The organism is Shinella sp. HY16 (assembly GCF_028534175.1).
GTDB lineage: Bacteria > Pseudomonadota > Alphaproteobacteria > Rhizobiales > Rhizobiaceae > Shinella.
The window spans coordinates 1,909,201-1,934,251 of record NZ_JAHYXL010000001.1 but is presented as its reverse complement, the minus strand read 5'-3'; the positions used below and the strand labels follow the sequence as shown (position 1 = coordinate 1,934,251).

Here is a 25,051-nt window from a genome sequence, read left to right as displayed (position 1 = left end):
CAGAGCGATCTTTCGCCGATCGCGTTCCCGACCAGATGATAGTCTATAGCGTCGACCGTCTTCTTGCGGACAGCCGGTTCCAGGACTGTCTCGTTTTTTCCGCCGCCGAGCTTCTGGCCACGCATCGCGAGATTCCCCGCGAGGTGCGCTATCTGGCGGACCTGCAAAAATGGCTTCTCAGCCAGGCGACGCTGGCGCTTCACTTCGAGCATCGTCTCGATTCGGCGCGCCCGCCGATCTCGCCCAGCAATCTCCTGCGCTTCCTTGCCAATACGCCGATCGCCAGCCGCAACACCGTTCTCGCCTTCCTGGCCGAGATGCGGCAGTACGGTCTCGTCGAGCCGCTTGCGAACAGCGACCGCCGGCAGCGGGTTTTCGTTGCGCGGGCGCATACGGAAGACCTGATCCGCCGCTGGTACTGCACCCATCTGGAAGCGCTCGACCGCATGGACGGCGCGGGGCGTGCGGAGCGCCTGCGGGCGGCGCCGGACCTCATCCTTCCTGCACAGACGCGCATGGCGCGCCTGCTGCTTTCCGCGCAGGGCTGGTGTCGCCCGCCGAATGCCGTCGGCCTGTTCACCCGGGCGGAAGCGGGCAGCAACATCCTGCACGACATCGCGGCGCGGGCGCCGTGGCACCTGACGGAAACTCGGGTCTGGATCGGACCGGTGACGTCGAGCGGCATTGCCGCGCGCTACCTGATCTCGCAGAGCCACACGGCACGCATCCTCGCCAGGGCGCGGGACGAGGGGCTGATCGGCTGGGCGCTTGCCGGCAATCGCGGCGACTGCTGGGTCTCACCGGATCTCGTCCTAGAATACCGGCGCTGGCAGGCGCTCAAGTTTTCGGCGATTTCCGAGGCTTTTCAGGCGGCCGTCGAGCGCGGCACTGTCATGGCCTGAAACGTGCGGGACCGCCGCAATGCGCGGCGATCCCGGGCGGGCTCATTCGTGGATCGTGTATTCGCCGAGCTCGCAGAGGTTCTGCGTATCGGTGGTCGTGTCGAGGTCGGAATCTTCCGTGAACTCGAAGCGCATGTCGTATTCGCAGACGCTGCGGCCGTCCGCGATGGTGATCTCGATCGTTTCGCCGGGGTTCAGGACCTGCTCGCCGAAAACATCCTCTTCCCACTTGTCGACGCCGACCGGGGAGGTGTGGAAGCGGGTCAGCACCGAGCCGGTGCCGTTCTTGAGCTTGAAGACGAGGTCTTCCGCGGCGGCCGGGCCTGCAAGCATGACGAGTGCTGCGGCGGCTGCTGTGAAATGTTTGAATTTGTGCATATTTGTCATCCAGTTAGCCCACAATCGAGCGTGCAATTCTTAGAGTGCATGCGGGCGGACGTAAACGGGAATTGCCGCCGTCGTCCTACCCATTTTTGGGCGGATCTCGCGAAGACGTGAAGGGGAGGAAATGCCTGCAGCGCCGGGCTGCGGCGACGTGGTCTTTTCCTTTTGGCCCTGCTGTTCCTATATGTGTAGCGCCCGACGGCGGATTCGCACCGTCGGCCCCCGTCAGACGGCCGTCCGGCCAGGCTTGCCCGCAGGAGATCACCATGCCGACATTCGACTACGACCTCTTCGTCATCGGTGGAGGCTCCGGCGGCGTGCGCAGCGCGCGCCTTGCCGCCGGCATGGGCAAGAAGGTGGCTATCGCCGAGGAGTTCCGTTTCGGCGGCACCTGCGTCATCCGCGGCTGCGTGCCCAAGAAGCTCTATGTCTACGCCTCGCAGTTTCCTGAACATTTCGAGGATGCCGCCGGCTTCGGCTGGCAGGTCGGGGAGACTCGTTTCGACTGGCAGGCGCTCGTTGCAGCCAAGGAGAAGGAGATCACCCGTCTGGAAGGGCTCTACCGTAAGGGCCTCGACAATGCGGGTGCGACAATTCTTGCGAGCCGCGCCGTGCTCGTCGGGCCGAACACCGTGCGCCTGACGGCGACGGACGAGCTGGTGACGGCCGAGCGCATCCTCATCGCGGTCGGCGGCCATCCGACGCCGCATGCCGACCTGCCCGGCCATGCGCTCTGCATCAGTTCCAACGAGGCGTTCGACCTGCCGGAACTGCCGAAATCCATCCTGATCGCCGGCGGCGGCTACATCGCCGTCGAATTCGCCAACATCTTCCATGGCCTCGGTGTCGAGACGACGCTGATCTACCGCGGCAAGCAGATCCTGTCGCGTTTCGACCAGGACATGCGCCAGGGCGTGCAGGCGGCGATGGTCGCCAAGGGGATCCGCATCCTCTGCGAGGACATCATCACCCGTGTGAGCGAAGCCGAGGGTGGCGGGCGCACCGTCACCACCAAGACGGGCGAGACGCTTGCCGTCGATCAGGTGATGCTGGCGCTCGGCCGCGCGCCGAACACCGGCAGCCTCGGCCTGGACACGGCCGGCGTTGCGACGGACGAGCGGGGGGCGATCATCGTCGATGCCCATTCCCGCACCAACGTGCCCGGCATTTTCGCGCTCGGCGACGTGACCGACCGCGTGCAGCTCACCCCTGTCGCGATCCATGAGGCGATGTGCTTCATCGAGACGGAGTTCCGCGGCAACCCGGTTTCGCCGGACCACGACCTCATCGCCACCGCGGTCTTCTCCCAGCCGGAGATTGGCACCGTCGGCCTCAGCGAAGAGGCGGCGGCAAAGACCTTCGACGAGCTGGAGGTCTACCGCGCCGAGTTCCGCCCGATGAAGGCGACGCTCTCCGGCCGGCAGGAAAAGACGATCATGAAGCTCGTCGTCAATGCGGCCGATCGCAAGGTCGTCGGCGCGCACATTCTCGGCCATGAGGCCGGCGAGATGGCGCAGCTGCTCGGCATCTCGCTGAAGGCCGGCGTCACCAAGGACGATTTTGACCGCACCATGGCAGTGCATCCGACGGCGTCGGAGGAGCTGGTGACCATGTACCAGCCGAGCTATCGCGTCAGGAACGGGCAGCGGCTCTGATTGACGGCTGTTCCTCGCCGGCCAGCCGGCCGGCGAAGCGGTCCTCGTGGCGCTTGAAGAGGCCTGCGAGGCGATCGAGGGCCAGCCGCATTTCCGGCCGGTGGCGGTCGTCGTCGTTGACGGCGAGCCAGAGCGGATGGCTGAGATCCTCGATTGGGGAGCCCTCGCGCACGAGCGCTGGCATGGCGTCGCCGACGAAGGCCGGCAGCACGCCGCGCCCGGCGCCACCGGCGATCAGCCGCGCGAGCACGGCCGGCGCATTCGTCCAGGTGTGGATCTGCGGCTCGTGGTTGCGGAAAACCCATTTCTCCGCATCGGACACGGCGACCTCGGTGCTGATCGAAACCCAGGGCAGGTCCGCCTCGAAGGCGAGATCTGCGGCGCGATAGACCGCATAGGCCACGGTCACCGACTTGCGCACGGCGACATTGCCGCTCTTCGGTGCGCTGTGGAAGAGGCCGATCATGCCGTGGCGATAGGTCAGGTCTTCCCCTGCCGGAAAATGCTTGCAGCACAGGCGGAAACTGTCGGCCGGGCCACGCAGCGCGCGCGTGTTTTCCGCGATGAAGTCCATCACCCAGATGTCGCCGGCTATCGAGACGATGGGCAATGCGAAGGCATCGCCGTGCCAGCGGGTGATGTCGGCGGTCGTGCGGCGGATCGTCCGGACATGGTCCAGCAGAATCACGCCGTCCGGCGCCAGCCTGTAACCCTGCTGGCTGCGGATGAAGAGCGTGCGGCCCATGGCCCGCTCCAGCGCCAGCATGCGCCGGCCGATCGTCGGTGCGCTGGCACCCGTGATCGCCGCCGCGCCGGCAAGGCCGCCCTCCGTCGCGACGTGGAAGAAAAGCTGCAGATCGCTCCAGTCGACTTCCGACATGCACCGGCTCCTGTTGAACGCCCTTTTCTAGCGCAAATGCCGCCGGCCGGCATCGCTCATCCGTGAAACGGACGTTTCATTTCCGCATCTACGCCGGCCGGCGAGCGGTCGCTATCTCGGAAAGGATACCGGAAACAGGAGGCCGTCATGAGCCCGGAATGGATGATCGCCCTCGACAGGGCGGAGAAGATGACGAAGCGGCGCCGGGCGGACCCCTTGTCCGATCCGCTGGAGGCGGAGGCGTGGCGGGGTCTCGAAGGGGTGAGCGCGCTTCTCTCGCGTCTCCTTGCCGGCCGCAGCCGACCGAAGCGGGGCGCCACCCGGCGGGTCCTGCCGGACGGGCCGGTTGCCTCACATGCAATCCTGCGTCGTTTCTAGACCAGACCGGTCGCTTGCGGTGTTTTATTGCCTGTCCAGGAGCGGGGCCGCAACCGTTGCAAATGCGTCGATGCGGCTGGAACTGCGGCTATGCAAGACCCATCTAACGGTTTATAAGCCCGCATCTTCAAACGGACGTGGCGCCCCGGGCTTTCTTGGGCGCATCAGGACAGGTGAGTATCATGGCAGAGAATTGGACCCCGAGTAGCTGGCGGCACAAGCCCATCCAGCAGGTTCCGGACTATCCCGATCTCGCCGCATTGGCGGCGACCGAAGAGCGCCTTTCGAAGTTTCCGCCGCTCGTCTTCGCCGGCGAAGCACGGCGCCTGAAGGCCTCGCTTGCGAATGTGGCCGAGGGCAAGGGCTTCCTGCTGCAGGGCGGCGACTGTGCCGAAAGCTTCGCCGAGCACGGCGCCGACACGATCCGTGACTTCTTCCGCGCCTTCCTCCAGATGGCCGTGGTGCTGACGTTCGGCGCCCAGCAGCCGGTGGTCAAGGTCGGGCGCATTGCCGGCCAGTTCGCCAAGCCGCGCTCCTCGGGCATCGAGAAGCAGGGCGACGTGACGCTGCCGTCCTACCGCGGCGACATCATCAATGGCATCGAGTTCACGGAAGAGGCGCGCGTGCCGAGCCCGGAACGCCAGATCATGGCCTACCGCCAGTCGGCTGCCACGCTGAACCTGCTGCGCGCCTTCGCGATGGGCGGCTACGCCAACCTCGAGAACGTGCACCAGTGGATGCTCGGCTTCGTCAAGGATTCACCGCAGGCCGAGCGCTACCGCAAGCTCGCCGACCGGATTTCCGAGACCATGGATTTCATGAAGGCGATCGGCATCAGCGCGGAAAACCATCCGGGCCTGCGCGAGACCGATTTCTTCACCAGCCATGAGGCGCTGCTGCTCGGCTACGAGCAGGCGTTGACCCGTGTCGATTCCACCTCGGGCGACTGGTACGCGACATCCGGCCATATGATCTGGATCGGCGACCGCACGCGCCAGGCCGACCATGCGCATATCGAATATTGCCGCGGCATCAAGAACCCGCTCGGCCTCAAGTGCGGCCCGTCGCTGACCGCCGACGGCCTTCTGGAGCTGACCGACCTCCTGAACCCGGCGAACGAGGCTGGCCGCCTGACGCTGATCTGCCGCTTCGGCCACGACAAGGTCGCCGACAACCTGCCGAAGCTCATCCGCGCCGTCGAGCGGGAAGGCAAGAAGGTCGTCTGGTCCTGCGATCCGATGCATGGCAACACGATCACGCTCAACAACTACAAGACCCGTCCGTTCGAGCGGATCCTGTCGGAAGTCGAGAGCTTCTTCCAGATCCACCGCGCCGAAGGCACGCATCCGGGCGGCATCCATATCGAGATGACCGGCAACGATGTGACGGAATGCACGGGTGGCGCACGGGCGCTGTCGGGCGATGACCTCGCCGACCGCTACCACACGCATTGCGATCCGCGCCTCAATGCCGACCAGGCGCTGGAGCTCGCCTTCCTTCTTGCCGAGCGCATGAAGGGCGGCCGCGATGAAAAACGCATGGTTGTGAACGGTTGATCGCCATTCGTTCATGCTTTGGTTCCGTAGATTAGCGGAACTGATGCAAGCATTCAGGAATGTGAAATTGACAGGACCGGGCCAGCTGGAAAAGCTGGCCCGGTTTTCGTTTGGGGGGAAGGCATGAGTGAGGAACATACGGGACATTGTCTGTGCGGCGCGGTGCGCTTTCGCACCCGTGGCGCGCTCGGCAAGGTGGTTGCGTGTCATTGCAGTCAGTGCCGGCGGCAGACTGGCCACTTCTACGCCGCTACCGACGTGCGCAACGACGCGCTGACGATCGAAGGGGAAGAGAACGTCACGTGGTACCGGGCGAGCGCGACTGCCGGGCGCGGCTTCTGCCGCGTCTGCGGCTCGGCGCTGTTCTGGAAGGGCGATACGGCCGATCACATATCGGTCATGGCCGGTGCCTTCGACCTGCCGACCGGGCTCGAGATGGGCGTGCACATCTTCTGTACCGACAAGGGCGACTACTACGAAATCAACGACGGTGCGCCGCAACTGCCCCAGGCGCGCTGAGGCAGCGGCGGCGCACCGTCCGGTCTACTGCACCAGCGTCGGCCGCTGGCAGCTGACGCCCGTCACGCGGATGTCCGCCTCGCCGACCCGGACGCCGGCGAGGATCAGGAGGTTGTAGAGCAGTTCGTCGATGGCGGGCGTCACGGCACCGAGCGTGCTGCCGAGTGCCGCGGCGATGCCGGGAATGCCGATCGGCAGGCCGAGCAGCTTGATGTTGATGTCGACGTCGAGATTGCCGAAGAGGGTGCGCACGGCCGAGGTGAGCGTGTCCCGCGTCGAGACGGATTTCGTCGTGCCGGCGGCGACTTCCGTCGGCGTGTAGGTGAGGCGGGTCCTGCCGAGGTTCTTCACTTCGGTATGGGCGATCGCGTCGATGCTGAGGAGGGCGGAATCGACGATGCGGGCCTTTTCCACCCGTGCGTCGTCCGAGAAGTCCGAGAGCACGGACGGATTGACCTTGCCGATGGCCACCTCCGCGACGCCAGGCACCGCATCGACCACCACATTGGCATTCGTCGGCGAACCGCCGAGGCAGCGGATATCGGAGAGCTTTGCCTCCGAGGCTGCGACCTCGACATAGAGCGGCAGCTTGATGCGCAGGCCGGCAAGCGCGGCGAGGCCATCGACGGAGACTTCCACGGCAAGCCGCGTCTGGGCGCTGCGCACGGCGGTGCCCGGTGCACCGAGACGGTGCGAGGGCGTTTCCACCGGCGGTTCGCCGATGGCGAGGGTCACCTTGACCGCGGCAAGGCCGGGCACGACGGCGCCGACGTCGAGCGCCACCTGGTTCTTGCCGTTGGCGAGCGCCGCGGCCGACGTGATCATCTGCAGGGCGTTGATCGACATCTTCCAGTCGCCGCCGGTGGCAATCGCGAGGCCCTTCTTCGGGTCGAGATTGAGAATGCGGGACAGCGGCAGCTTCACCTTGCTGCCGGCCGTTGCCTGTTCGACGAGCCGCAATGCGGAGCGCACGGGGCCGGACAGGCCCTCGACGGCGCGCATCGAGGCGAGGAGCTGCGGCATGGTGATGCCGGCGTTCAGCACATCCTCATAGGTGCCTGCCGTCAGGTTGAGGTGCGTCGCGACGGCCTTCAGGAAAGGGTTGACGGAGATGTCGGTATCGACCAGCGCCCGGTAGTCCATGACATTGAGGGAGAGGTTGGTGCCGAGCAACTGGCCGAGCACCGCGTTCAGGATTCCGTCATTGAGGCTGGCAAGGCGTGTTCCGATGGAAAAGGCCGCCGTCTTGGAGCGGGCGGCCGAGCCGGTTGCCGAGAGCAGCGGGGACTTGGGGGTGAAGAGCGTTGCGACGAAGAGATCCGACGAGCGGGTCATCGTCACCCGTGCGGCGTCCGCATCGGCGCTCGCCGCCTTGAAGCGCTCCGCCGGGGCGATGTCGGGATCGGCCGTGTAGCGACCACGCTCGACGACAGCCGTTGCCGGCGTCGCCTTGGAGTTGAAGGTGGTGACGACGGCCGGGATGGTGGCGCCGTCCTTGCCCGTCACGGCGACAGGGAGGTTGTTGAGCGCAAAGTAGCTGGCGGCGGATTTCTCCGCGTCGTTGACATTGGAGGCGGCGGCAATGGCGGCAAGGTCGGCGGCGGTCTGCAACTCGCGCTGCTGCACGGTGAGGTAGCCGTAGTCGACGCCGAGGGCGAGCGAGAAGATCAGCAGCGGCAGGCTGATGGCGGCAAGCGTGCCAATGTTGCCGTCGCGGTCGGAAAGCAAGGTGCGAGAGCGTTTCATGGTCACATTCCTCCGACACGGACGGTGGAGTAGCGTTTAATCTTCTGGCTGGGCAGGGCGAAGGTGAAGAGGTTCCAGATCGGCAGATCCTCGGAGTTGTAGGTGATCGTGACGGTGAATTGCTCCGGGTTGGCCGGATCGTCGGTAACGACGACCTGCATCTTTGCACGATTGAGGAAGGCGTAGTCGAAGTGGGACGTATCGAGGTAGCGGTTGACGAGCGTGATGCGCTCGGTCTGGTTGAGGCCGGCAACCGCCGTGCGGGCCGCGTCTGCCGCGACCTGCTGTACCGCATGGGTTACGCTGAGATAGACGCCGTAGGCGATGAGCGTAAAGAGCACAAGGAAGAACAGGGGCGCAATGATCGCGAATTCCAGAGCCGAAGTACCGAATCGATCCTTTACCAGGTTAGACAGCGTGTGCATGACATCTCCTCCTTGGGATTGTCCGCTGACAAGGTATTCGCGCATTCTGGTGGAATGCACCTATATCGTGCGCCCTGTGTGTTAATTTTCTCCTATTAATTGAATTAGCTAAAATTGTAACTCAGATAGGTTGTGGACGATTGTCACTCCCTCTGCCGCAGCACCTCGTGCAAGCGCAGAACCTCCAGTTTCAACGCAGCGATCTCGCTGATGAAGTGGGTGTCGATCTTGTGGTGCAGTGCCATCAGTTCGATCTCGGCCTTCAGGTTGACCTCGTAATCCTTCGAGGCCTCGAAGCGGTCGCGGGCGGCCTGCCGGTTCTGCGACATCATGATGATCGGCGCCTGAAGGGCAGCGAGCATGGAGAGCACGAGGTTGAGGAAGATGAAGGGGTAGGGATCGAAGGCTTCACGCGTCAGCACGATCGTGTTGACGATCGTCCAGACAACGAGGAAGCCGAGGAAGGTGATGATGAAGGCCCACGAGCCGCCGACGCGGGCGATGGCGTCTGCGACCCGCTCGCCGACAGACTGTTTTGCGTCATAGGCGTCGTTGCGATCCTCTGAAAGGATGCGACCCTCGCGGGAATGGAGAAGGACCTCGCGCTCGGTATCGTCGAGTTCGCTGGAGGCTTTGCCGAAGAGGATCTGGGCGGCGTCGTCGAAGGGTCTCATGGCCGGGCTCCGTTGTGGGAATCGGAGCCCTAACCTAACGTTCTTTTCTGGGAAATCAGTAGCCTGCGGCCATCAGTTCCGCATGGGAGTTGAAGAAGCGCTCCAGGCCGTACTGCTTGCCGAACATGATGTCGTGCTGCAGGAAGCGGAAGTCGCGCACCAGCGGGTCGATCGTCTTCTTGCGCGCCCAGCCGCCCGTACCGTTGCCCTTGGCGTCGATCAGCATGTAGCGGTCGATGACGCGCAGCTTCTCGTGCACCGCGCCGAGGAACCCGGTGTAGTAGGGATGCTCGAAGCCGGCTTCCTTGAGGATGTAGTAGGACAGGAACGCCGGGCTGATCGTGCCGATTTCCTTTTCCGCACCCGTCTTGTTCGACCAGATGACGAGCGGGGTCTCGTGTTCCTTCTTCATCACCTCGGGCGAACCCTTGCGTGAAGCGGTGATGCCCTTCATGTAGCCGGAGTTCTGGTAGACGGTGTTGAGCGGCGGCAGGTGGTCGCCGAAGACGACGATGATCGTCTCGCGGTCGCGGTCCTTGGCCCAGTCCATCAGCATCTTCAGGCTGTTGTCGGCTTCCTTCACGCCCTGCGCGTAGCTTGCGAGCATGCGGTTGTCGCGGGCATCGAGCTTGCCGTCGACCTTGATGTCGGTCTTGGCGTAGCGGCCGTCGTCATAGGGGCCGTGGCCCTGCAGCGTGACGGTGAAGAAGAAGAAGGGATCTTCCTGCAGGTCCGCCTGACGGATGATCTCCTTGGTCAGCGCCTCGTCCGAGGTGAAGTTGCCACGCTTGGCGAGCGGCGGCATCTTGTCGACGTCCTTGAAGGTCTCGAAGCCGAACGCCTTGTAGACGCTGTTGCGGTTCCAGAACCAGCCGGAGAAGGGATGGATGGCGCGCGCCGTGTAGCCTTCCGCCCGGAAGAAGGTGGCAAGCGAGGGGATCGGCTTGCGCACATATTGCTGGTAGGGGATCGAGCCCGTCGGCAGGAAGGCGTTGGAGAAGCCGGTCAGCGCCTCGAACTCGACATTGGCGGTGAGGCCGCCGAATTCCGGCGAGAAGACGTTGCCGCCCTGGCTTTCGCGGATGACGGGCATCGGGTCGGCCGAAAGCTTCACGCTCTCGATGCGCGCCGGATCCCACAGCGATTCACTCATGACGACGATCACGTCGGGCTTCGAACGGTGCGTGGTGCCGGCCGGCAGCGGCTTGGAGGGGATCTTGTCGATCGCCTCGGTCATGTAGCCGGCGGGCGCCTGGACGTTTGCCATCGGCAGGTTGATGGCAAAGGCCATGACGAAACCGTTGTGGCGATAGTTCTCCGCCTGATCCCACATGATCGGGAAGACTTTCAACCGGTCGCGGACCCAGGAGAACTCGTTGTAGTCCATGATGGAGACGAAGCCGGCGAGAAGCGGCAGCACGACGGCAAGCCGCGTCAGGCGTTCCCTCTTCGTCAGCGGCCGGAAACGGCGCCAGGCGAAGACCCACAGGCTGATGAGGCCGGCGACGGAGGCGAGAACGGCGACGGCGAGGAGAGCGGCCGTCCACGGCCGGTCCTGCACGAGCACGGGCATGAGTTCCAGAATCTGCCGGCCGAACAGCAGGTCCGTCGGGTAGAGCGGATCGGTGAGGAAGACCTGCTTCTGCTGGGAAATGACGCCCATCAGCACGACGAGCGGCGAGACGAGCAGGACGGCCTTGTGCTGGCGGCCGATCAGCGCGTCGACGGCGAGGTAGAGCAGGAAGAAGACGCCCGTCGTCGTCCAGGCAGGCTGTTCGAGATTGGTTAAATAGAGGCGCACCTGATCGAGCGCGCCGCGCGTGATCCATTCGACGACGACGACGGTGAGGAGCGCAAGAAGGACGGAAACGGCAAGGGAACGCAGGACGGCAAGCGTCTTGGCATGGCGCGCGAAGAAGCCGGCCTCGACGGCGCGTTCTTCGGTTGCATTGATTGCCACGGCTGCGGAGGTGAACAGGGCCAAGGCCGTCTCCAGATTTCATGAAAGTTTCGTGTATCTGTCATACGGACGTCATCTTGAACAGGAGATGAACGGTTTCTGCAACGTTCGTCCCCCGCTTTGGTTCCGTCTGTTGCAGGCCCGCCATGGCGCTGCGGACCCGTTGAAAACCGGGCTCTTGCGCCGAAAGGTCCGGCAAACGCTCCGCGCTTCATTCCCAAAACGTCCGCCATGCTCTAAAGAGCTTGTCGACCGTTCGAGAGGGCGACAGCGACGCGCGGCCGCAGGCTCGGACACCAGCAAGAGATGGGTCCGCAGACATGACTTCCGATCAAGACATGACCTCCGATCAAGGCAGGGCGACGCTGCGCATCGCGGTTGCGCAATTGAACCCTGTAGTCGGCGACGTCGCCGGCAACCTTGCCAAGGCGCGCGCCGCCCGTGAGGACGCCGCCCGGCAGGGCGCCGATCTGCTGCTGCTGACCGAACTCTTCATCTCCGGCTATCCGCCGGAAGACCTCGTGCTGAAGCCGGCCTTCCTGAATGCCTGCCGGCGCGCGGTCGACGATCTGGCGGCCGATACCGCCAAGGGCGGCCCCGGCGTCATCATCGGCTTTCCGAGGCAGGACGAAACCGGGCGCTACAATGCGGTCGCCGTCATCGACGACGGCAAGGTGATCGCGGTGCGCGACAAGGTGGACCTGCCGAACTACGGCGAGTTCGACGAGAAGCGCGTCTTCGACCAGGGCGCGATGCCCGGTCCCGTCAATTTCCGCGGCGTGCGTCTCGGCATCCCGATCTGCGAGGACATCTGGGGCGATCTCGGTGTCTGCGAGACGCTGGCCGAGAGCGGCGCGGAAATCCTGCTGTCGCCGAACGGCTCCCCCTATTATCGCGGCAAGGTCGACATCCGCCACCAGGTCGTCCTGAAGCAGGTCATCGAGACCGGCCTGCCGCTGCTCTATGCCAACCAGCTCGGCGGACAGGACGAACTGGTCTTCGACGGCGCCAGCTTCGCCTTCAATGCGGACAAGTCGCTCGCCTTCCAGATGAGCCAGTTCGAGGAGACGATCGCGCTCACCACCTGGAAGAAGCGGGCGGACGGCTGGGTCTGCGACGGTGGGCCGGCGTCGCGCATTCCCGAGAAGGAAGAGGCCGACTACCGGGCCTGCCTGCTCGGCTTCCGCGATTATGTCAACAAGAACGGCTTCAAGAACGTCGTGCTCGGCCTGTCCGGCGGCATCGATTCGGCAATCTGCGCGGCGATTGCCGTCGATGCGCTCGGCGAGGAGCGGGTGCGCTGCATCATGATGCCCTACCGCTACACGTCGAAGGATTCGCTGAAGGATGCGGCCGATTGCGCCCGGCTGCTCGGCTGCCGCTATGACATCGTGCCGATCGAGGCCCCGGTCACCGGCTTCCTCTCCTCGCTTTCGGAGCTTTTCGAAGGCACGGAGGAAGGCATTACGGAGGAAAACCTCCAGAGCCGCGCACGCGGCACCATTCTCATGGCGGTGTCCAACAAGTTCGGCTCGATGGTCGTGACGACCGGCAACAAGTCGGAAATGTCGGTCGGCTATGCGACGCTCTACGGCGACATGAACGGCGGCTTCAATCCGATCAAGGACCTCTACAAGATGCAGGTCTATGCGATCTCGCGCTGGCGCAACGCGCATGTGCCGCCAGGCGCGCTTGGGCCGACGGGCGAGGTGATCCCGCAGAACATCATCGACAAGGCGCCGTCGGCGGAGCTGCGTCCCAACCAGACCGACCAGGATTCGCTGCCGCCCTATCCGGTGCTCGACGACATCCTCGAATGCCTGGTGGAGCGCGAGATGAGCACCGAGGAGATCGTCGCCCGCGGGCATGACGCGGCGACCGTGCACCGCGTCGAGCACCTGCTCTACATCGCCGAGTACAAGCGCCGCCAGTCCGCGCCGGGCGTGAAGATCACCAAGAAGAATTTCGGACGAGACCGGCGCTATCCGATCACCAACCGTTATCGCGACCGGGGGTAGGGCGTGGGCGATCCCGCCGACAAGCCGGGCCTGCGCCCGGCCTTCACCGAGGAGGAAGTCCGGCTGATCCGGCTGTGGTCACTCAGTGATCTTTCGGCCGGGCGGCAGCTTTCGGCGCAGATCGCTTATTTCGCTACGCCGGCGGTTTTCGGCTTCTACGGCTTTGCAACCGGCAGCCTCGTCATTCTCGGCGTTGCCTTCCTTTCCATCCTGCTGCTCCTCGTCTGGGGTGTCGTCACCACCTGGCGCGACCAGCGCAATCTTGTGCTGATGCAGTCTATCTGCCGGAAGCTCTCGGCGGAGGAGGAGACTCGGCAGGATGGAGCGTCAGGTTTCCCGGATCCGGCTGGCGGAAGTTAAGTTTTCGCTCACCAGCTCATTTAAGCGAATTTTGCCGTCTGTCATTTAGCCTTCGTCCCATAAGCCGGAGAAACCGGCAGGGGACAGGCAGGGAAACGATGACAGGCAAGGCGCAGGTGGGCCGCTCAATGCGGCGACGCGGGGTTGGTCTGGCGATCCGGATGGCGGCGGTGATGATCGTCGTCCTGTTCGGCGCCGCGAACTATCTCGTGCTGGACTATGCCATTGAGCGGGCCGACAGTTTTGCCGCCGAGACCGAGCGCACGCTGGTGCGCAACGAATTCGGCCATCAGATCGACCAGGTGGTGCAGTACCAGAGCCAGTTGTCCTTCTGGGACAAGACCTTCAACGAACTGAAGGACGGCATGCCGGGTGATGCCTTCGTCAAGGATCAGCTGCGCGACTGGATGTGGGCCGACTTCGGCTTTTCCTGGATGATCTTCACCACGCCGGACGGGGAAAAGGTGCTCGGCGTGCATCGCGGCGAGACGGTTTCCGAAAGCAAGGCGCGCGAGAAGCTGCATTGGGTGAGCGACCTGACGCTCAAGGCCGAGCGCGCCTACCGCGAGGCGCTGTCGCCCGACCGTGGCGGATGGCAGGTCCAGGGCGCCAAGGAGGACCCCGACCTGCTGACGCCGGCGCTGCCGGAAATCCACGTCTCCGGCATGCGCCTCATCGACCGCGTCATGAGCATCGTCGTCGTGCAGGCAGTTATCCCGAAGTCGCTCTACATTCCCGCAAGCCGGATGCAGCCGACGCTGCTGATCACCGTCAAGCCGGTTTCGCAGAAGATGCTGGCCAATACCGAGCGGCGACTCGGTTTGCGCGACCTCGGCTTCACGCCCATCGTGACGCAGGAGCCGGGGCTGGTGATGACGCCGGTCGGTGCCGATACCTACAATCCGATGGTCGCCTCCTGGCGGCCGAACATGCCCGGCCTGTTCGTCTGGAAATCGGCACTGCCGCAGATCGCGATGTTCGTGCTGGTCTTTGCCGGCGTCATGCTGTTTGTCACGCTGCGCTTCTCTGCACTGGTCAAGGCACTGCAGCGCAGCGAGGCGCAGAACGCCTTCCTTGCCCAGCACGATCCGCTGACGGGGCTGAAGAACCGCAGCGGTTTCGACGAAGAGGTGCGCCATGCCATCCGCAAGGGCGAGAGCCAGCCCTTCTCGATCGTCGCTCTCGACCTCGACCGGTTCAAGGCCGTCAACGACCGGTACGGCCATGCGGCTGGCGATGCGGTGCTGCAGGCTGTCGCACGCCGCTTTTCCGAGCGTATCGGCCCGCTCGGTACGGTCGCCCGCCTCGGCGGCGATGAGTTTTCCGTGCTCCTTGGCGGTGTCTCCAGCCGCGAGATGCTCCTCGAGCTTGCTGAGGGCCTTGTCCGGGATGCGCAAATACCGATCGCCCATGACGGGCAGCTTCTGGTCATCGGCGGCAGCGCGGGCATTGCCCAGTTCCCGGACCATGGTGGTAGCCTGCACGATGTGATGGTGATGGCGGATGCGGCGCTCTATGCGGCCAAGAATGCCGGTCGCAACCGAGCCGTTCATGTCGGCGACATGGCTGGCGACGCGATTGCCGAAGCCGATGCGGTACGCGCGGCCTGACCAGTCGCCCTGCGCACTGAAGCGCCTACCGCCTTGTTTCCATGGGGTTTCCGCCAGGATGCGCCGCAGCAGGCGCCGGCCCTGTCTGAAGATAGTCGTGTCCGGTCGGTCTCTGTCTCCGGAAATGGCTTGAGAAACAGCCCGATAGGGGATTTGCTTGCGGAAATGAATCATGTGTCGATCGGCTTCTCGTTGTTCGCGAGCCAGTGTCGGCCGGTCTGCAAGGGAGGCATGGCATGAGTGAAGGTGCGCGGCTCGACGGCAAGATCGCCGTCGTCACGGGAGGAACGCAGGGACTGGGGGCGACGATCGCCCGGCTCTTTGCCGAGCGGGGTGCGGCGGGCCTCGTCATCTGCGGTCGCAATGCCGCCAAGGGCGAGGCGAAGGCCAAGGAGATTTCCGGCGCGACGGGTGTTGCGACACTCTATGTGAAGGCCGATCTCGCTGTGGTCGAGGATGCGCGCGCGGTCATTGCCGCCTGCGACGCGGCCTTCGGCCGTGTGGACGCGCTGGTCAACGCCGCCGCCATCACCGACCGCGGCACGATCCTCGATACGAGCCCGGAGCTGTTCGACCGCATGTTCGCGGTCAACGTACGCGCGCCGTTCTTCCTCATGCAGGAGGCGATCACGGTGATGCGGCGCGAGAAGACCGAGGGCACCATCGTCAATATCGGTTCGATGTCGGCCAAGGCCGGCCAGCCCTTCATCGCCGCCTATTGTGCCTCCAAGGGCGCGCTCGAGACGCTGACCAAGAACACGGCCTATGCCGTTCTGCGCAACCGCATCCGTGTCAACGGCCTCAACATCGGCTGGATGGCCTCGGAGGGAGAGGATCGCATCCAGCGCGAATTCCATGGCGCGGCCGACGACTGGCTGGCGAAAGCGGCGGCAAGCCAGCCCTTCGGGCGGCTCGTCGATCCGGCCGAGGTGGCGCGGGCCTGCGCCTATCTCTCCTCGCCGGAATCCGGCCTGATGACGGGCTCGGTGATCTGCTTCGACCAGTCTATCTGGGGTGCCTATGACGGCTCGCCCCATCCGGATGCGCCGCTCTGAGGCGCAGGCACGGCGGTGCATGGCGCAGGCGGGCTTGATCGCGCCCGCAAGCCATGCGCATATCCTTCGCGTCAGGTGCCCGCTCCGGCGGGAGAATCGGGAATCCGGGGCGGGCGAAACGCTCAGGTCCGGAACGTGCCCAACGCTGTGACGGGGATGGTTTGCACCGTAAAAGCTTGAATCGATTCAGGCTTTTGCCACTGGTTGTTCAACCGGGAAGGCAGGTGCCTGCCGCGCGACCCGAAGTCAGAAGACCGGCCTGGCACGATAGACCGAACCGCGCGGACGGCGGCAGGTTGTGACGCATTGTTGGGGAGATGACGATGCGAAGCGAACCCTTGGACCCTCTGGTCCGGGCGGGCGCCTTTTCCCGTGAGGAAAAGCAAGCCGTCTACCGTGCCATCGAAACGCGCCGCGACGTGCGCGACCAGTTCCTGACCGATCCCTTGCCGGACGACCTCGTCGGCCGCCTGCTGCAGGCCGCCCACAATGCCCCGTCCGTCGGTTTCATGCAGCCATGGAACTTCCTGTTGGTGCGCAGCGCGGCGACCCGTCAGGCGGTGCATGCGGCCTTCCTGAAAGCCAATGCCGAGGCGGCGGCGATGTTCGAAGGAGAGCGTCAGGCGCAGTATCGTGCGCTGAAGCTGGAGGGTATCCTGAAGGCGCCGCTGTCGATCTGCGTGACCTGCGATCCGACCCGCGGCGGCAGCGTGGTTCTCGGTCGCACGCACAACCCGCGAATGGACGTCTATTCCACGGTCTGCGCCGTGCAGAATCTGTGGCTCGCGGCGCGGGCGGAAGGCGTCGGCGTCGGCTGGGTCAGCATCTTCCACGACAGCGATATCCGTTCGATCCTCGGTATACCCGGTCATGTCGAGATCGTCGCCTGGCTGTGCGTCGGCTTCGTCGACCGGCTCTACGGCGAGCCGGAGCTGGCGGTGAAGGGCTGGCGGCAACGCCTGCCGCTGGAAGACCTGGTGTTCGAGGAACGCTGGCCGGAGGAAGGTGTCAGTTGACGCCGGCATCCACCGGGCGGCCAAGGTCGATGGCGGATTCGTTGGCCGGCAGGAAGACCGGGCCGACCGTGCGCACCTTGCTGCTGGCCGGGTCGTAGTCGCGCTCCTCGACCTTCGCCGGCACCTTGACCGGGGTCTCTTCCTTCTTCGGCAGGGTGCGAATGGTGGTGATCGAGCCGCTGTCGGAATCGTCGGCGGTGCCGGCGCGCGCGGTCTCGGCGTCGTCGCCCTTCAGCGCCTTCTCGCGCTTGATCATCTCCTGATAGTAGGCCGAGAGGTTGCAGCCGCAGGCGCCGGGCTTGGAAAGGTCGCGCGTGCGGTAGGAGAAGGCGTTCGGCATTTCGTAATAGGGGCGTCCCGTGACCGTGGAGGTCATCTGCTCGGTTTCCTGGCCGCTGGTCATCGACTGGTAGAACAGTTCGGTCTCGGTTTCCGGGCACATCATGGCGCAGACCTTCTGGTCGCGCCGGAAGTCGAGCGGTGTCGCGCCCGACGAGATCGGGAAGAAGCCGCCGTCGCAGGTGCGCACGCAGACGGTGCGCAGGTTGCCATGGCCGTTGCTGCCGCCGAGCGAGCGCAGTTGCAGGCGCTCGCTGCCGTCGGGCGCGGTGCCGAGGGGCAGGGTGCGCCTTTCATCGAGCGTGCGCAGCGTCTCGGTCGCCGCGATCGGCATGACCTTCGCCTCGTCGCCGCATCCGTTGCTCGCCAGGAGGGCGGTGAGACGGCTGCGCTTGCCCTGCGACGAGGTGCCGCCGGCAAATTCGCGGCGCTTCTTGTCGAGGATTTCAAGGTTGCGCTCCATCTTGCCGATGACGCTTGAGAGCGTGTCGCAAGCTCCGGCATTCGCCCCGCCGACCACGATGATGCTGCCGCCCGAGCAGCCAAGGCGGCGCTGGTCGCTCCTGGCCTTGCGCAGCTGAATGTTCTGGCGGGCGATCGCGCCGGCATATTTGCGTGCGCTCGTCGTATCGACCACCACCTTGGGCAGGTTGGCCAGCTCCGCCTGGAGGCGCTCGCACACGTTCGCCGCCGCCGTGCCGCCCGACAGGAGCAGCGGCAGGCCGGTTGCAATGGCAAGGAGGAGGCGAAGGCGCCCGGTCACATCATCGATCCCGTGAATTGGTTTGGCCGCGTTCCGGCCGCATATGCAGTTCCTATCATAGGCCCTGGCGGGGGAAGCGCAACGTGCTCCCGGATTTGTGATTAATGTCGGTCACAAAATATGAGTTGCGTATTCACCTTTTTGCCCGTGGCGCGCAATTGATCTCCCATGGGCCTTGGTGTAGCACTCTCGACAAACTCAACAGCCGGTCTGCGCCCGGATGGCGCAACCGCCTATGGCGGAACCCCGGCCCTTGCAGGCAGGTATTCATGCGGATTTCCTCCATCTTGCTCAGCCCCTGGTACGCGCTTCAGCTCGCATCCGGCGCAAAATCCTTCGCTGACAACCCCATCATCGGTAGCAAGTGGCTGAACCGGAAGGGCTTGCACGAGAAGCGCGTGTCGCTTGCCATGCGCATGGCCGCCTGGCGCCGCAGGAAGCTGGAAAACCTCGTCGCCCCGGATCACCGCCGGCAATATGCCGAGAACGGTTTCGTGAAGATCGAGAACTTCCTGTCGCCCGACGTGTTTGCCGCGGTCACCCGCGAGATCGCCGAGCGGGATTTCGAGCGCTACGACATGCTGCAGGGCGAAACCGTCACGCGCCGCGCGATCATCGACGACAGCGACCTCGAAAGCCTGCCGGGCTTCAAGGCGGCGCGCAACGACCCGCGCGTCACCAATCTCCTGCGCTACGTCTCGTCCCATGCCGGCCAGCCGCTGCTCGTCGTGCAGGTGGTGATGGCGCTGCCGTCCGTCATCACGCAGGGTTCGACCGACCCGCAGACCGCGCTGCACAGCGACACGTTCCAGCCGACGGCCAAGGCGTGGCTGTTCCTGCGCGATGTCGGCGAGGAGGACGGCCCGTTCGCCTATGTGCCCGGCTCGCACGAGATGACGCCGCAGCGCCTCGCCTGGGAGCGCGACATCAGCGAGAATGCCGATGCGATCGAGAACAAGTATTCCGCCCGCGGCTCGCTGCGCATCATGCCGGACGAGCTGACGGCGCTGGGCTATGGCCAGCCGGTCAAGATGACGGTGAAGGCGAACACGCTTGTCGTCGCCGACACGCACGGCTTCCATGCCCGCAGCCCGAGCTACAAGACGACGACGCGCATCGAGATCTACGGCTCGCTGCGCCGCAATCCCTTCCTGCCGTTTACCGGTCTGCACATCGCCTCGCTGCCCTTCATCGCCTCCGGCATGAACCGCCTGATCATCTCGGCCATGGGGTTTCGTGCGAAGCTCGGCCTCAAGGGCTCGCCCTGGAAGGATGCCGGCCAGGGCAAGGCCGACGAATGGTCGAAGCGGCTGAAGCAGCCCTCGGCCTGAGCCAAAAAAAACGGACGAACCGGCCGCACCCTTGCAAGGCGGCCGGTTCGACCCTAGATTTCCGGCAACGCAATGCCGACCGGATGGTGCACCATGGATTTCAACCCGACCACAAACCGACTTCGTTTTGTCCTCGGGGAAATCTCTATTCATGCCGCATTCCATCACCCTTTCCAAAATCCGGTGGTCCACGCCTGACGGCCACGCCCTCCTTTCCGATCTCGACCTGACCTTCGGCGCCGAGCGTGCCGGCCTCGTCGGCCGCAATGGCGTCGGCAAGACGACGCTGCTGAAGCTCGTCACCGGCGCGCTCACGCCGCAGGCCGGCACCGTCGCCGTGAACGGCACGGTCGGGCTGCTGCGCCAGAGCGTGCAGGTCAACCCGCAGGAAACCGTTGCCAGCCTGTTCGGCATCGTCGAGGCGCTCGACCTGCTTTCCCGTGCGGCGCGCGGGGAGGCGGACGCCGAGGCCCTTGCCGATGCGGACTGGACGCTGGAGGCGCGGCTTGCCGCCGCGCTCGCCCGCGTCGGGCTGGAGGCGGAGCCGGAGACGCCGATTGCCGCTCTTTCCGGTGGACAGCGCACGCGGGCGGCCCTCGCGGCCCTCATCTTCAGCGCGCCCGATTTCCTGCTGCTCGACGAGCCGACGAACAATCTCGACCGGGATGGGCGGCAGGCGGTCATCGATCTGCTCGCCGGCTGGCGGGCGGGGGCGATCGTCGTCAGCCACGACCGCGCGCTGCTGGAGACCATGGATGCCATCGTCGAGCTGACGACGCTCGGCGCCACCCGCTATGGCGGCAACTGGAGCGCCTATCGTGCGCGCAAGGCGCTGGAACTCGCCGCCGCCCATCGTGACCTTGCGGATGCGGAAAGGCATGCCGCTGAGGTGGCGCACACCATGCAAGTCATTGCCGAGCGCAAGGCGCGCAAGGACAGTGCCGGCCGCCGCAAGAAAGCGCGTGGCGACATTCCGCGCATCATGCTGGGCGCGATGAAGGAGCGCAGCGAGCTGACGGGCGGCGCCAATGCGCGGCTTGCCGAGGACCGCCAGGCGCAGGCGGGCGAAGCGGTAGCGGCAGCGCGCGAGCGCATCGAAATCCTCCAGCCGCTGAGCGTCAGCGTGCCGCCGACCCATCTTGCCGCCGGCAAGACGGTGCTCCGGATGGACGGCGTCACCGCCGGCTACCGGCCGGACCGTCCGGTCATCCGCGACCTTTCCTTCACCTTGACCGGGCCGGAGCGGGTGGCCGTGACGGGGCCGAACGGTGCGGGCAAGACGACCTTCCTGGCGCTCGTCACCGGCGCGCTGATGCCGTGGCAGGGCAGCGTGCGCCTCTTTACGGACGCCTCCATGCTCGATCAGAAGGTGAGCCTGCTCGATCCGGCCCTGTCGATCCGCGATAATTTTCGCCGGATCAACCCCGGTTCCGGCGAAAATGCCTGCCGGGCGGCGCTGGCGCGTTTCATGTTCCGCGCGGATGCCGCGCTGCAGGTCACCGGCAGCCTTTCGGGCGGGCAGCTGCTGCGTGCCGGACTAGCCTGTGTGCTCGGCGGGGGGCGGCCGCCGGCGCTGCTGGTCCTCGACGAGCCGACGAACCATCTGGACATCGATTCGATTGAGGCGGTGGAGGCGGGACTGCGCGCCTATGACGGCGCGCTCCTCGTCGTCAGCCATGACGAGGCGTTTCTGACGGCGATCGGTGTCACGCGCCGGCTGGAGCTTTCTGTGGGAGGATAGGAAGGCCGGGTTTTGCCCGACCTTCCTTCTTCAGGCCTTTCCGAAACGCTCGATGACCTCGGCAAGCGGAACGTGGCCCCTGAAGGCGCCGTTGCCGGCCGGTGTCTCGCCGCTTTCCAGTGCGGTGGCGAACACGACGGCAGGGTCGGCCTCCAGCCGGCGGCGGATGGCCTCGATTCGGGGCCAGCGGCTTGCCGGGGCGACGGCGTGGTAGTCGAGCCAGCGGGCGACGCCGATGAGCACGCCGTCCGCCAATGTCGGACGGTCGCCGGCAAGATAGGGCGTGTCGCCGAGCATCGCCTCCAGCTTGTCGTGCCGTTCGATGACCCCCTCGCGGCCCCAGCGACGCAGCGAATCTTCGAGCACCGGGTCCGGTGTCTCCAGTTCGAGCGCCGACCAGAGCGGGCTGAAGGAACCGGTGAAGCCGGTGTTGAGGAAGGCCATCAGCTGAACCATGCGGTCGGCTTCCGGCGCCGTTGCCTCGAAGCTGACGCGCCGCTCGGTGTCGCGTGCGGCGATCCAGTGGGTGATGGCCATGGTTTCGGTGATCACCCGGCCGTCATCGGTGACGAGGGCGGGTGTCTCGTGCCGGGCGTTGAGGCGAGCATAGGCAGGGTCGCGCATGTCGCCCAGCATGTCGACGCGGCAGAGGCGATAGGGTTTTCCCAGCCACTCCAGCGCGGCGACAAGGCCCATGGAGCTTCCGGCGGGGAAGCCGTAGACGAGGATCGGTTCCAATGTTCTTCTCCGTGATTTCTGTTGACCACGCTGCGCAGCGACACTGGACCTAAGCCTTGCCTGCCCCCATGTAAATTACGCACATTTTTGTCACCACGCCGGAGCCCGTCATGAAGGATCTCGTTTCCCGTTGCCCGATCGAGGAGGTCATGCAGGTCTTGAGCGGCCGCTGGCCGACGCTGCTGATCTATTACCTCAAGGACGGAACGAAGCGCTTCAGCGACCTCAGGCGCGACAATCCCACCGTCTCGCACCGCATCCTGACGCTCGAACTGCGCAAGCTGGAAAAGGCGGGCATCGTGCAGCGCACGGTGTTCGACGGCTATCCGCTGCGGGTCGAATACGACCTTACGCCATCCGGCCTGACGCTGCTGCCGCTGGTCGATGCGCTCGGCGACTGGTGGGAGGCGCGGGATGCCGCGCACCCGGCACCGCAAACAAAAACGGCCGCCGAGGTGGCGGCCGTTTCGTAAGGCGGGGATTGCGGCTCAGGCCGGGTAGGAGGCTTCCACCACGGCAAGGGCGGCCATGTTCACCACGCCGCGCGAGGTGACCGACGGCGACAGGATATGGGCGGGCATGGCGGCGCCGAGCAGGATCGGGCCGACGTGCAGGCTGTCCGTCATCGTCTTGACGACGCCAAGCGTGATGTTGGCGGCGTCGAGATTGGGGAAGACAAGGAGATTGGCTTCGCCGGACAGCGTCGAATTCGGCATGACGCGCTGGCGCAGCGCCTCGGAAATCGCGGCGTCGCCGTGCATTTCGCCGTCCGCCTCGAGCGTCGGATCCATGTCTCGCACCATTTCCATGGCGCGGCGCATCTTGAAGGCGCTGTCGGAATCCCGCGAGCCGAAGTTCGAATGGGAGACCAGGGCGGCGCGCGGCGTGATGCCGAAGCGGCGGATTTCCTGTGCAGCCATGACCGTCATCTGTGCCACTTCCTCGGCCGTCGGGTCGAAGGTGACATAGGTGTCGGTGAAGAAGGTGGCGCCGCGCTGGGAGATCAGCAGGCTGAGGGCGGAGAAGTCGAGCACGCCCTCCTTCTTGCCGATGATCTGGCTGACATCCCGCAGGTGCTTGGCATAACGCCCTTCGACGCCGCAGATCAGCGCATCGGCTTCGCCGCGCTTGAGTGCGAGCGCGCCGATGACCGTCTGGTTGGTGCGCACGATGGTGCGTGCGGCTTCCGGAATGACGCCACGGCGGCCGACGATGCGGAAATAGTCGTCGACATAATCGCGGTAGCGCGGATCGTCCTCGGGGTTCACCACTTCGAAGTCTGTCTGCGGGCGGACGCGCAGGCCGTAGCGCTTGAGGCGCGCTTCGATGATCTGCGGGCGGCCGATGAGGATCGGCTTGGCGATGTCCTCCTCCAGCAGCACCTGTGCGGCGCGCAGCACGCGCTCGTCTTCGCCTTCGGCAAAGATCACGCGCTTCTTGGCCGCATTTTTCGCCGCGGCGAAGATCGGCTTCATGACGAAGCCCGAGCGCCAGACGAAGCGGTTGAGCTGGTCGAGATAGGCGTCGAAATCGGCGATCGGGCGTGTCGCCACGCCGGTTTCCGCCGCCGCGCGGGCGACTGCCGGCGCGATGCGCAGGATGAGGCGCTGGTCGAAGGGCGAGGGGATGAGGTAGTTCGGACCGAAGCTCGGCGTGTCGCCGGAATAGGCGCGGGCGGCGACATCGGACACTTCCTCGCGGGCGAGGGAGGCGATGGCGCGCACGGCGGCCATCTTCATCTCCTCGTTGATCGTGCGCGCGCCGCAATCGAGCGCGCCGCGGAAGATGTAGGGGAAGCAGAGGACGTTGTTGACCTGGTTCGGGAAGTCCGACCGGCCGGTGCAGATCATCGCGTCCGGGCGGGCGGCGCGCGCCTCCTCGGGCATGATTTCCGGCGTCGGATTGGCGAGCGCCATGATCAGCGGCTTTTCCGCCATGCGCGCAAGCAGCTCCGGCTTCAGCACGCCGGCGGCCGACAGGCCGAGGAAGACGTCCGCACCGTCGATGGTCTCGGAGAGCTGGCGCTTGTCGGTCTCCTGCGCATAGATGCTCTTCCACTGGTCCATCAGGGCTTCGCGGCCCTTGTAGACCAGGCCCTCGATGTCATGCACCCAGATGTTCTCGACCTTCGCGCCGAGGGAAACGAGCTGGTTGAGGCAGGCAAGCGCGGCCGCGCCGGCGCCCGAAGCAACGATCTTGGCGTCCGACAACGCCTTGCCGGCGAGCTCCAGGCCGTTGAGGACCGCTGCAGCGACGATGATGGCAGTGCCGTGCTGGTCGTCGTGGAAGACGGGGATATCCATCTTCTCGCGCAGCTGGCGCTCCACCTCGAAACATTCCGGCGCCTTGATGTCTTCGAGGTTGATGCCGCCGAAGGTCGGCTCCAGCGCCGAGACGACATTGACCATCTCGTCGACGGTCGGCGCGTCGATCTCGATGTCGAAGACGTCGATGCCGGCGAACTTCTTGAAGAGCACCGCCTTGCCTTCCATCACGGGCTTGGAGGCGAGCGGACCGATATTGCCGAGGCCGAGCACGGCCGTGCCGTTCGAGACGACGGCGACGAGGTTGGCGCGCGCCGTGTAGTCGGCGGCCGTGTTGGGGTCGTCACGGATGGCAAGGCAGGGCGCGGCGACCCCCGGCGAATAGGCAAGCGCCAGATCGCGCTGGTTGCCGAGCGGCTTGGTCGGGTTGATCTCGAGCTTGCCGGGGCGGGGGTGGCGGTGGAAGAAGAGGGCCTGCTGGTCGATGTCGCCGCTTGCCGGACCGTCCTGCGTCCGCGATTTGTCACCCGTGCTCATGATGCTCCCTGCCATATGCTGTTTTCGTTGCGGCTCTTGGCTCTGCGAAACCGCCGCGACGTGAAGTTTTCCGAGTCTTCCATAAAGCCGCAATCAGCGGCCTGTGCAATGCCTATTTGCCGCCGAAAAAGGCATAGGTGTGTCATCAATCTGAAACAGGAGTCTGGTTTTCAACGGGTTGAAAGCCGCCCCTCCCGACG

Annotated in this window: 22 protein-coding genes and 1 riboswitch; of the genes, 13 read left to right on the top strand and 9 right to left on the bottom strand. The window is 65.2% G+C overall.

Going from position 1 to position 25,051, the window contains the following annotated elements; translation table 11 throughout:
- Nucleotides 1-35 precede the first annotated feature (35 nt).
- Nucleotides 36-902 (top strand): hypothetical protein, encoded by an 867-nt coding sequence (locus tag K0P03_RS09780; RefSeq protein WP_272789466.1) that lies wholly within the window; start codon nt 36-38, stop codon nt 900-902.
- Between the two features lie 42 nt (nt 903-944).
- Here K0P03_RS09780 and K0P03_RS09775 read toward each other — a convergent pair whose 3' ends face one another.
- Nucleotides 945-1,235: a hypothetical protein gene (locus tag K0P03_RS09775; RefSeq protein WP_371260044.1), complete on the bottom strand. Its 291-nt coding sequence runs from the start codon at nt 1,233-1,235 to the stop codon at nt 945-947.
- 317 nt (nt 1,236-1,552) lie between these two features.
- Here K0P03_RS09775 and gor point away from each other — a divergent pair, with 317 nt between their 5' ends.
- Nucleotides 1,553-2,941, top strand: coding sequence for a glutathione-disulfide reductase (gor, locus tag K0P03_RS09770; protein WP_272789465.1), 1,389 nt, complete (start codon nt 1,553-1,555; stop codon nt 2,939-2,941).
- On the opposite strand, the gene K0P03_RS09765 is transcribed toward gor, so the two are convergent.
- Nucleotides 2,919-3,821 carry a LysR family transcriptional regulator gene (locus K0P03_RS09765; protein ID WP_272789464.1) on the bottom strand — a complete coding sequence of 301 codons (903 nt, stop codon included), beginning with the start codon at nt 3,819-3,821 and terminating at the stop codon, nt 2,919-2,921. The genes gor and K0P03_RS09765 overlap by 23 nt on opposite strands.
- Before the next feature lie 147 nt (nt 3,822-3,968).
- On the opposite strand from K0P03_RS09765, the gene K0P03_RS09760 reads away from it, so the two are divergent.
- The 3 genes from K0P03_RS09760 to K0P03_RS09750 all read left to right on the top strand — a co-directional run bounded on the left by K0P03_RS09760 (nt 3,969) and on the right by K0P03_RS09750 (nt 6,274).
- Nucleotides 3,969-4,199 carry a hypothetical protein gene (locus K0P03_RS09760; protein WP_023516306.1) on the top strand — a complete coding sequence of 77 codons (231 nt, stop codon included), beginning with the start codon at nt 3,969-3,971 and terminating at the stop codon, nt 4,197-4,199.
- A gap of 182 nt (nt 4,200-4,381) precedes the next feature.
- A complete protein-coding gene (locus tag K0P03_RS09755; RefSeq protein WP_023516307.1) occupies nt 4,382-5,755 on the top strand; it encodes a class II 3-deoxy-7-phosphoheptulonate synthase in 1,374 nt (457 codons plus the stop codon).
- Nucleotides 5,756-5,878: 123 nt separating this feature from the next.
- Complete coding sequence (locus K0P03_RS09750) at nt 5,879-6,274, top strand: GFA family protein (protein ID WP_272789463.1); 396 nt, start codon at nt 5,879-5,881, stop codon at nt 6,272-6,274.
- A 24-nt stretch (nt 6,275-6,298) separates the two neighbouring features.
- Here the strand turns inward: K0P03_RS09750 and K0P03_RS09745 are convergent, their stop codons facing one another.
- The 4 genes from K0P03_RS09745 to K0P03_RS09730 all read right to left on the bottom strand — a co-directional run bounded on the left by K0P03_RS09745 (nt 6,299) and on the right by K0P03_RS09730 (nt 11,103).
- On the bottom strand, nt 6,299-8,020 hold the full coding sequence (locus K0P03_RS09745; RefSeq protein ID WP_272789462.1) for a pilus assembly protein TadG-related protein: 1,722 nt from the start codon (nt 8,018-8,020) through the stop codon (nt 6,299-6,301).
- A 2-nt stretch (nt 8,021-8,022) separates the two neighbouring features.
- Nucleotides 8,023-8,445, bottom strand: coding sequence for a TadE family protein (locus K0P03_RS09740; protein ID WP_024271085.1), 423 nt, complete (start codon nt 8,443-8,445; stop codon nt 8,023-8,025).
- A gap of 143 nt (nt 8,446-8,588) precedes the next feature.
- Nucleotides 8,589-9,119, bottom strand: coding sequence for a DUF1003 domain-containing protein (locus tag K0P03_RS09735; RefSeq protein WP_023513095.1), 531 nt, complete (start codon nt 9,117-9,119; stop codon nt 8,589-8,591).
- 55 nt (nt 9,120-9,174) lie between these two features.
- Nucleotides 9,175-11,103: an LTA synthase family protein gene (locus tag K0P03_RS09730; protein ID WP_443020540.1), complete on the bottom strand. Its 1,929-nt coding sequence runs from the start codon at nt 11,101-11,103 to the stop codon at nt 9,175-9,177.
- Between the two features lie 314 nt (nt 11,104-11,417).
- On the opposite strand from K0P03_RS09730, the gene K0P03_RS09725 reads away from it, so the two are divergent.
- From K0P03_RS09725 to bluB, 5 genes are all read left to right on the top strand, one after another.
- Nucleotides 11,418-13,097, top strand: a complete 1,680-nt coding sequence (locus tag K0P03_RS09725; protein WP_130515738.1) for an NAD+ synthase — start codon at nt 11,418-11,420, stop codon at nt 13,095-13,097.
- A gap of 3 nt (nt 13,098-13,100) precedes the next feature.
- Nucleotides 13,101-13,457, top strand: coding sequence for an ammonium transporter (locus K0P03_RS09720; RefSeq protein ID WP_130515740.1), 357 nt, complete (start codon nt 13,101-13,103; stop codon nt 13,455-13,457).
- Nucleotides 13,458-13,555: 98 nt separating this feature from the next.
- Nucleotides 13,556-15,067 (top strand): sensor domain-containing diguanylate cyclase, encoded by a 1,512-nt coding sequence (locus K0P03_RS09715; RefSeq protein WP_130515742.1) that lies wholly within the window; start codon nt 13,556-13,558, stop codon nt 15,065-15,067.
- 236 nt (nt 15,068-15,303) lie between these two features.
- Nucleotides 15,304-16,122 (top strand): SDR family oxidoreductase, encoded by an 819-nt coding sequence (locus K0P03_RS09710; protein WP_023513100.1) that lies wholly within the window; start codon nt 15,304-15,306, stop codon nt 16,120-16,122.
- Nucleotides 16,123-16,178: 56 nt separating this feature from the next.
- A riboswitch (cobalamin riboswitch) is annotated at nt 16,179-16,399 on the top strand.
- 46 nt (nt 16,400-16,445) lie between these two features.
- Entirely contained in the window at nt 16,446-17,138 is a 693-nt protein-coding gene (gene bluB, locus K0P03_RS09705; RefSeq protein ID WP_023513101.1) for a 5,6-dimethylbenzimidazole synthase, read from the top strand.
- On the opposite strand, the gene K0P03_RS09700 is transcribed toward bluB, so the two are convergent.
- Nucleotides 17,131-18,240 carry a DUF2865 domain-containing protein gene (locus tag K0P03_RS09700; RefSeq protein ID WP_272789461.1) on the bottom strand — a complete coding sequence of 370 codons (1,110 nt, stop codon included), beginning with the start codon at nt 18,238-18,240 and terminating at the stop codon, nt 17,131-17,133. The genes bluB and K0P03_RS09700 overlap by 8 nt on opposite strands.
- Before the next feature lie 269 nt (nt 18,241-18,509).
- On the opposite strand from K0P03_RS09700, the gene K0P03_RS09695 reads away from it, so the two are divergent.
- Nucleotides 18,510-19,571 carry a phytanoyl-CoA dioxygenase family protein gene (locus K0P03_RS09695; RefSeq protein WP_272789460.1) on the top strand — a complete coding sequence of 354 codons (1,062 nt, stop codon included), beginning with the start codon at nt 18,510-18,512 and terminating at the stop codon, nt 19,569-19,571.
- A gap of 151 nt (nt 19,572-19,722) precedes the next feature.
- On the top strand, nt 19,723-21,312 hold the full coding sequence (locus K0P03_RS09690) for an ABC-F family ATP-binding cassette domain-containing protein (protein WP_272789459.1): 1,590 nt from the start codon (nt 19,723-19,725) through the stop codon (nt 21,310-21,312).
- Nucleotides 21,313-21,342: 30 nt separating this feature from the next.
- Here K0P03_RS09690 and K0P03_RS09685 read toward each other — a convergent pair whose 3' ends face one another.
- Nucleotides 21,343-22,050 carry a glutathione S-transferase family protein gene (locus K0P03_RS09685; protein WP_272789458.1) on the bottom strand — a complete coding sequence of 236 codons (708 nt, stop codon included), beginning with the start codon at nt 22,048-22,050 and terminating at the stop codon, nt 21,343-21,345.
- Nucleotides 22,051-22,160: 110 nt separating this feature from the next.
- On the opposite strand from K0P03_RS09685, the gene K0P03_RS09680 reads away from it, so the two are divergent.
- A complete protein-coding gene (locus K0P03_RS09680) occupies nt 22,161-22,523 on the top strand; it encodes a winged helix-turn-helix transcriptional regulator (protein ID WP_272789457.1) in 363 nt (120 codons plus the stop codon).
- A 15-nt stretch (nt 22,524-22,538) separates the two neighbouring features.
- Here K0P03_RS09680 and K0P03_RS09675 read toward each other — a convergent pair whose 3' ends face one another.
- Entirely contained in the window at nt 22,539-24,851 is a 2,313-nt protein-coding gene (locus tag K0P03_RS09675) for an NADP-dependent malic enzyme (protein ID WP_024271082.1), read from the bottom strand.
- Nucleotides 24,852-25,051 lie beyond the last annotated feature (200 nt).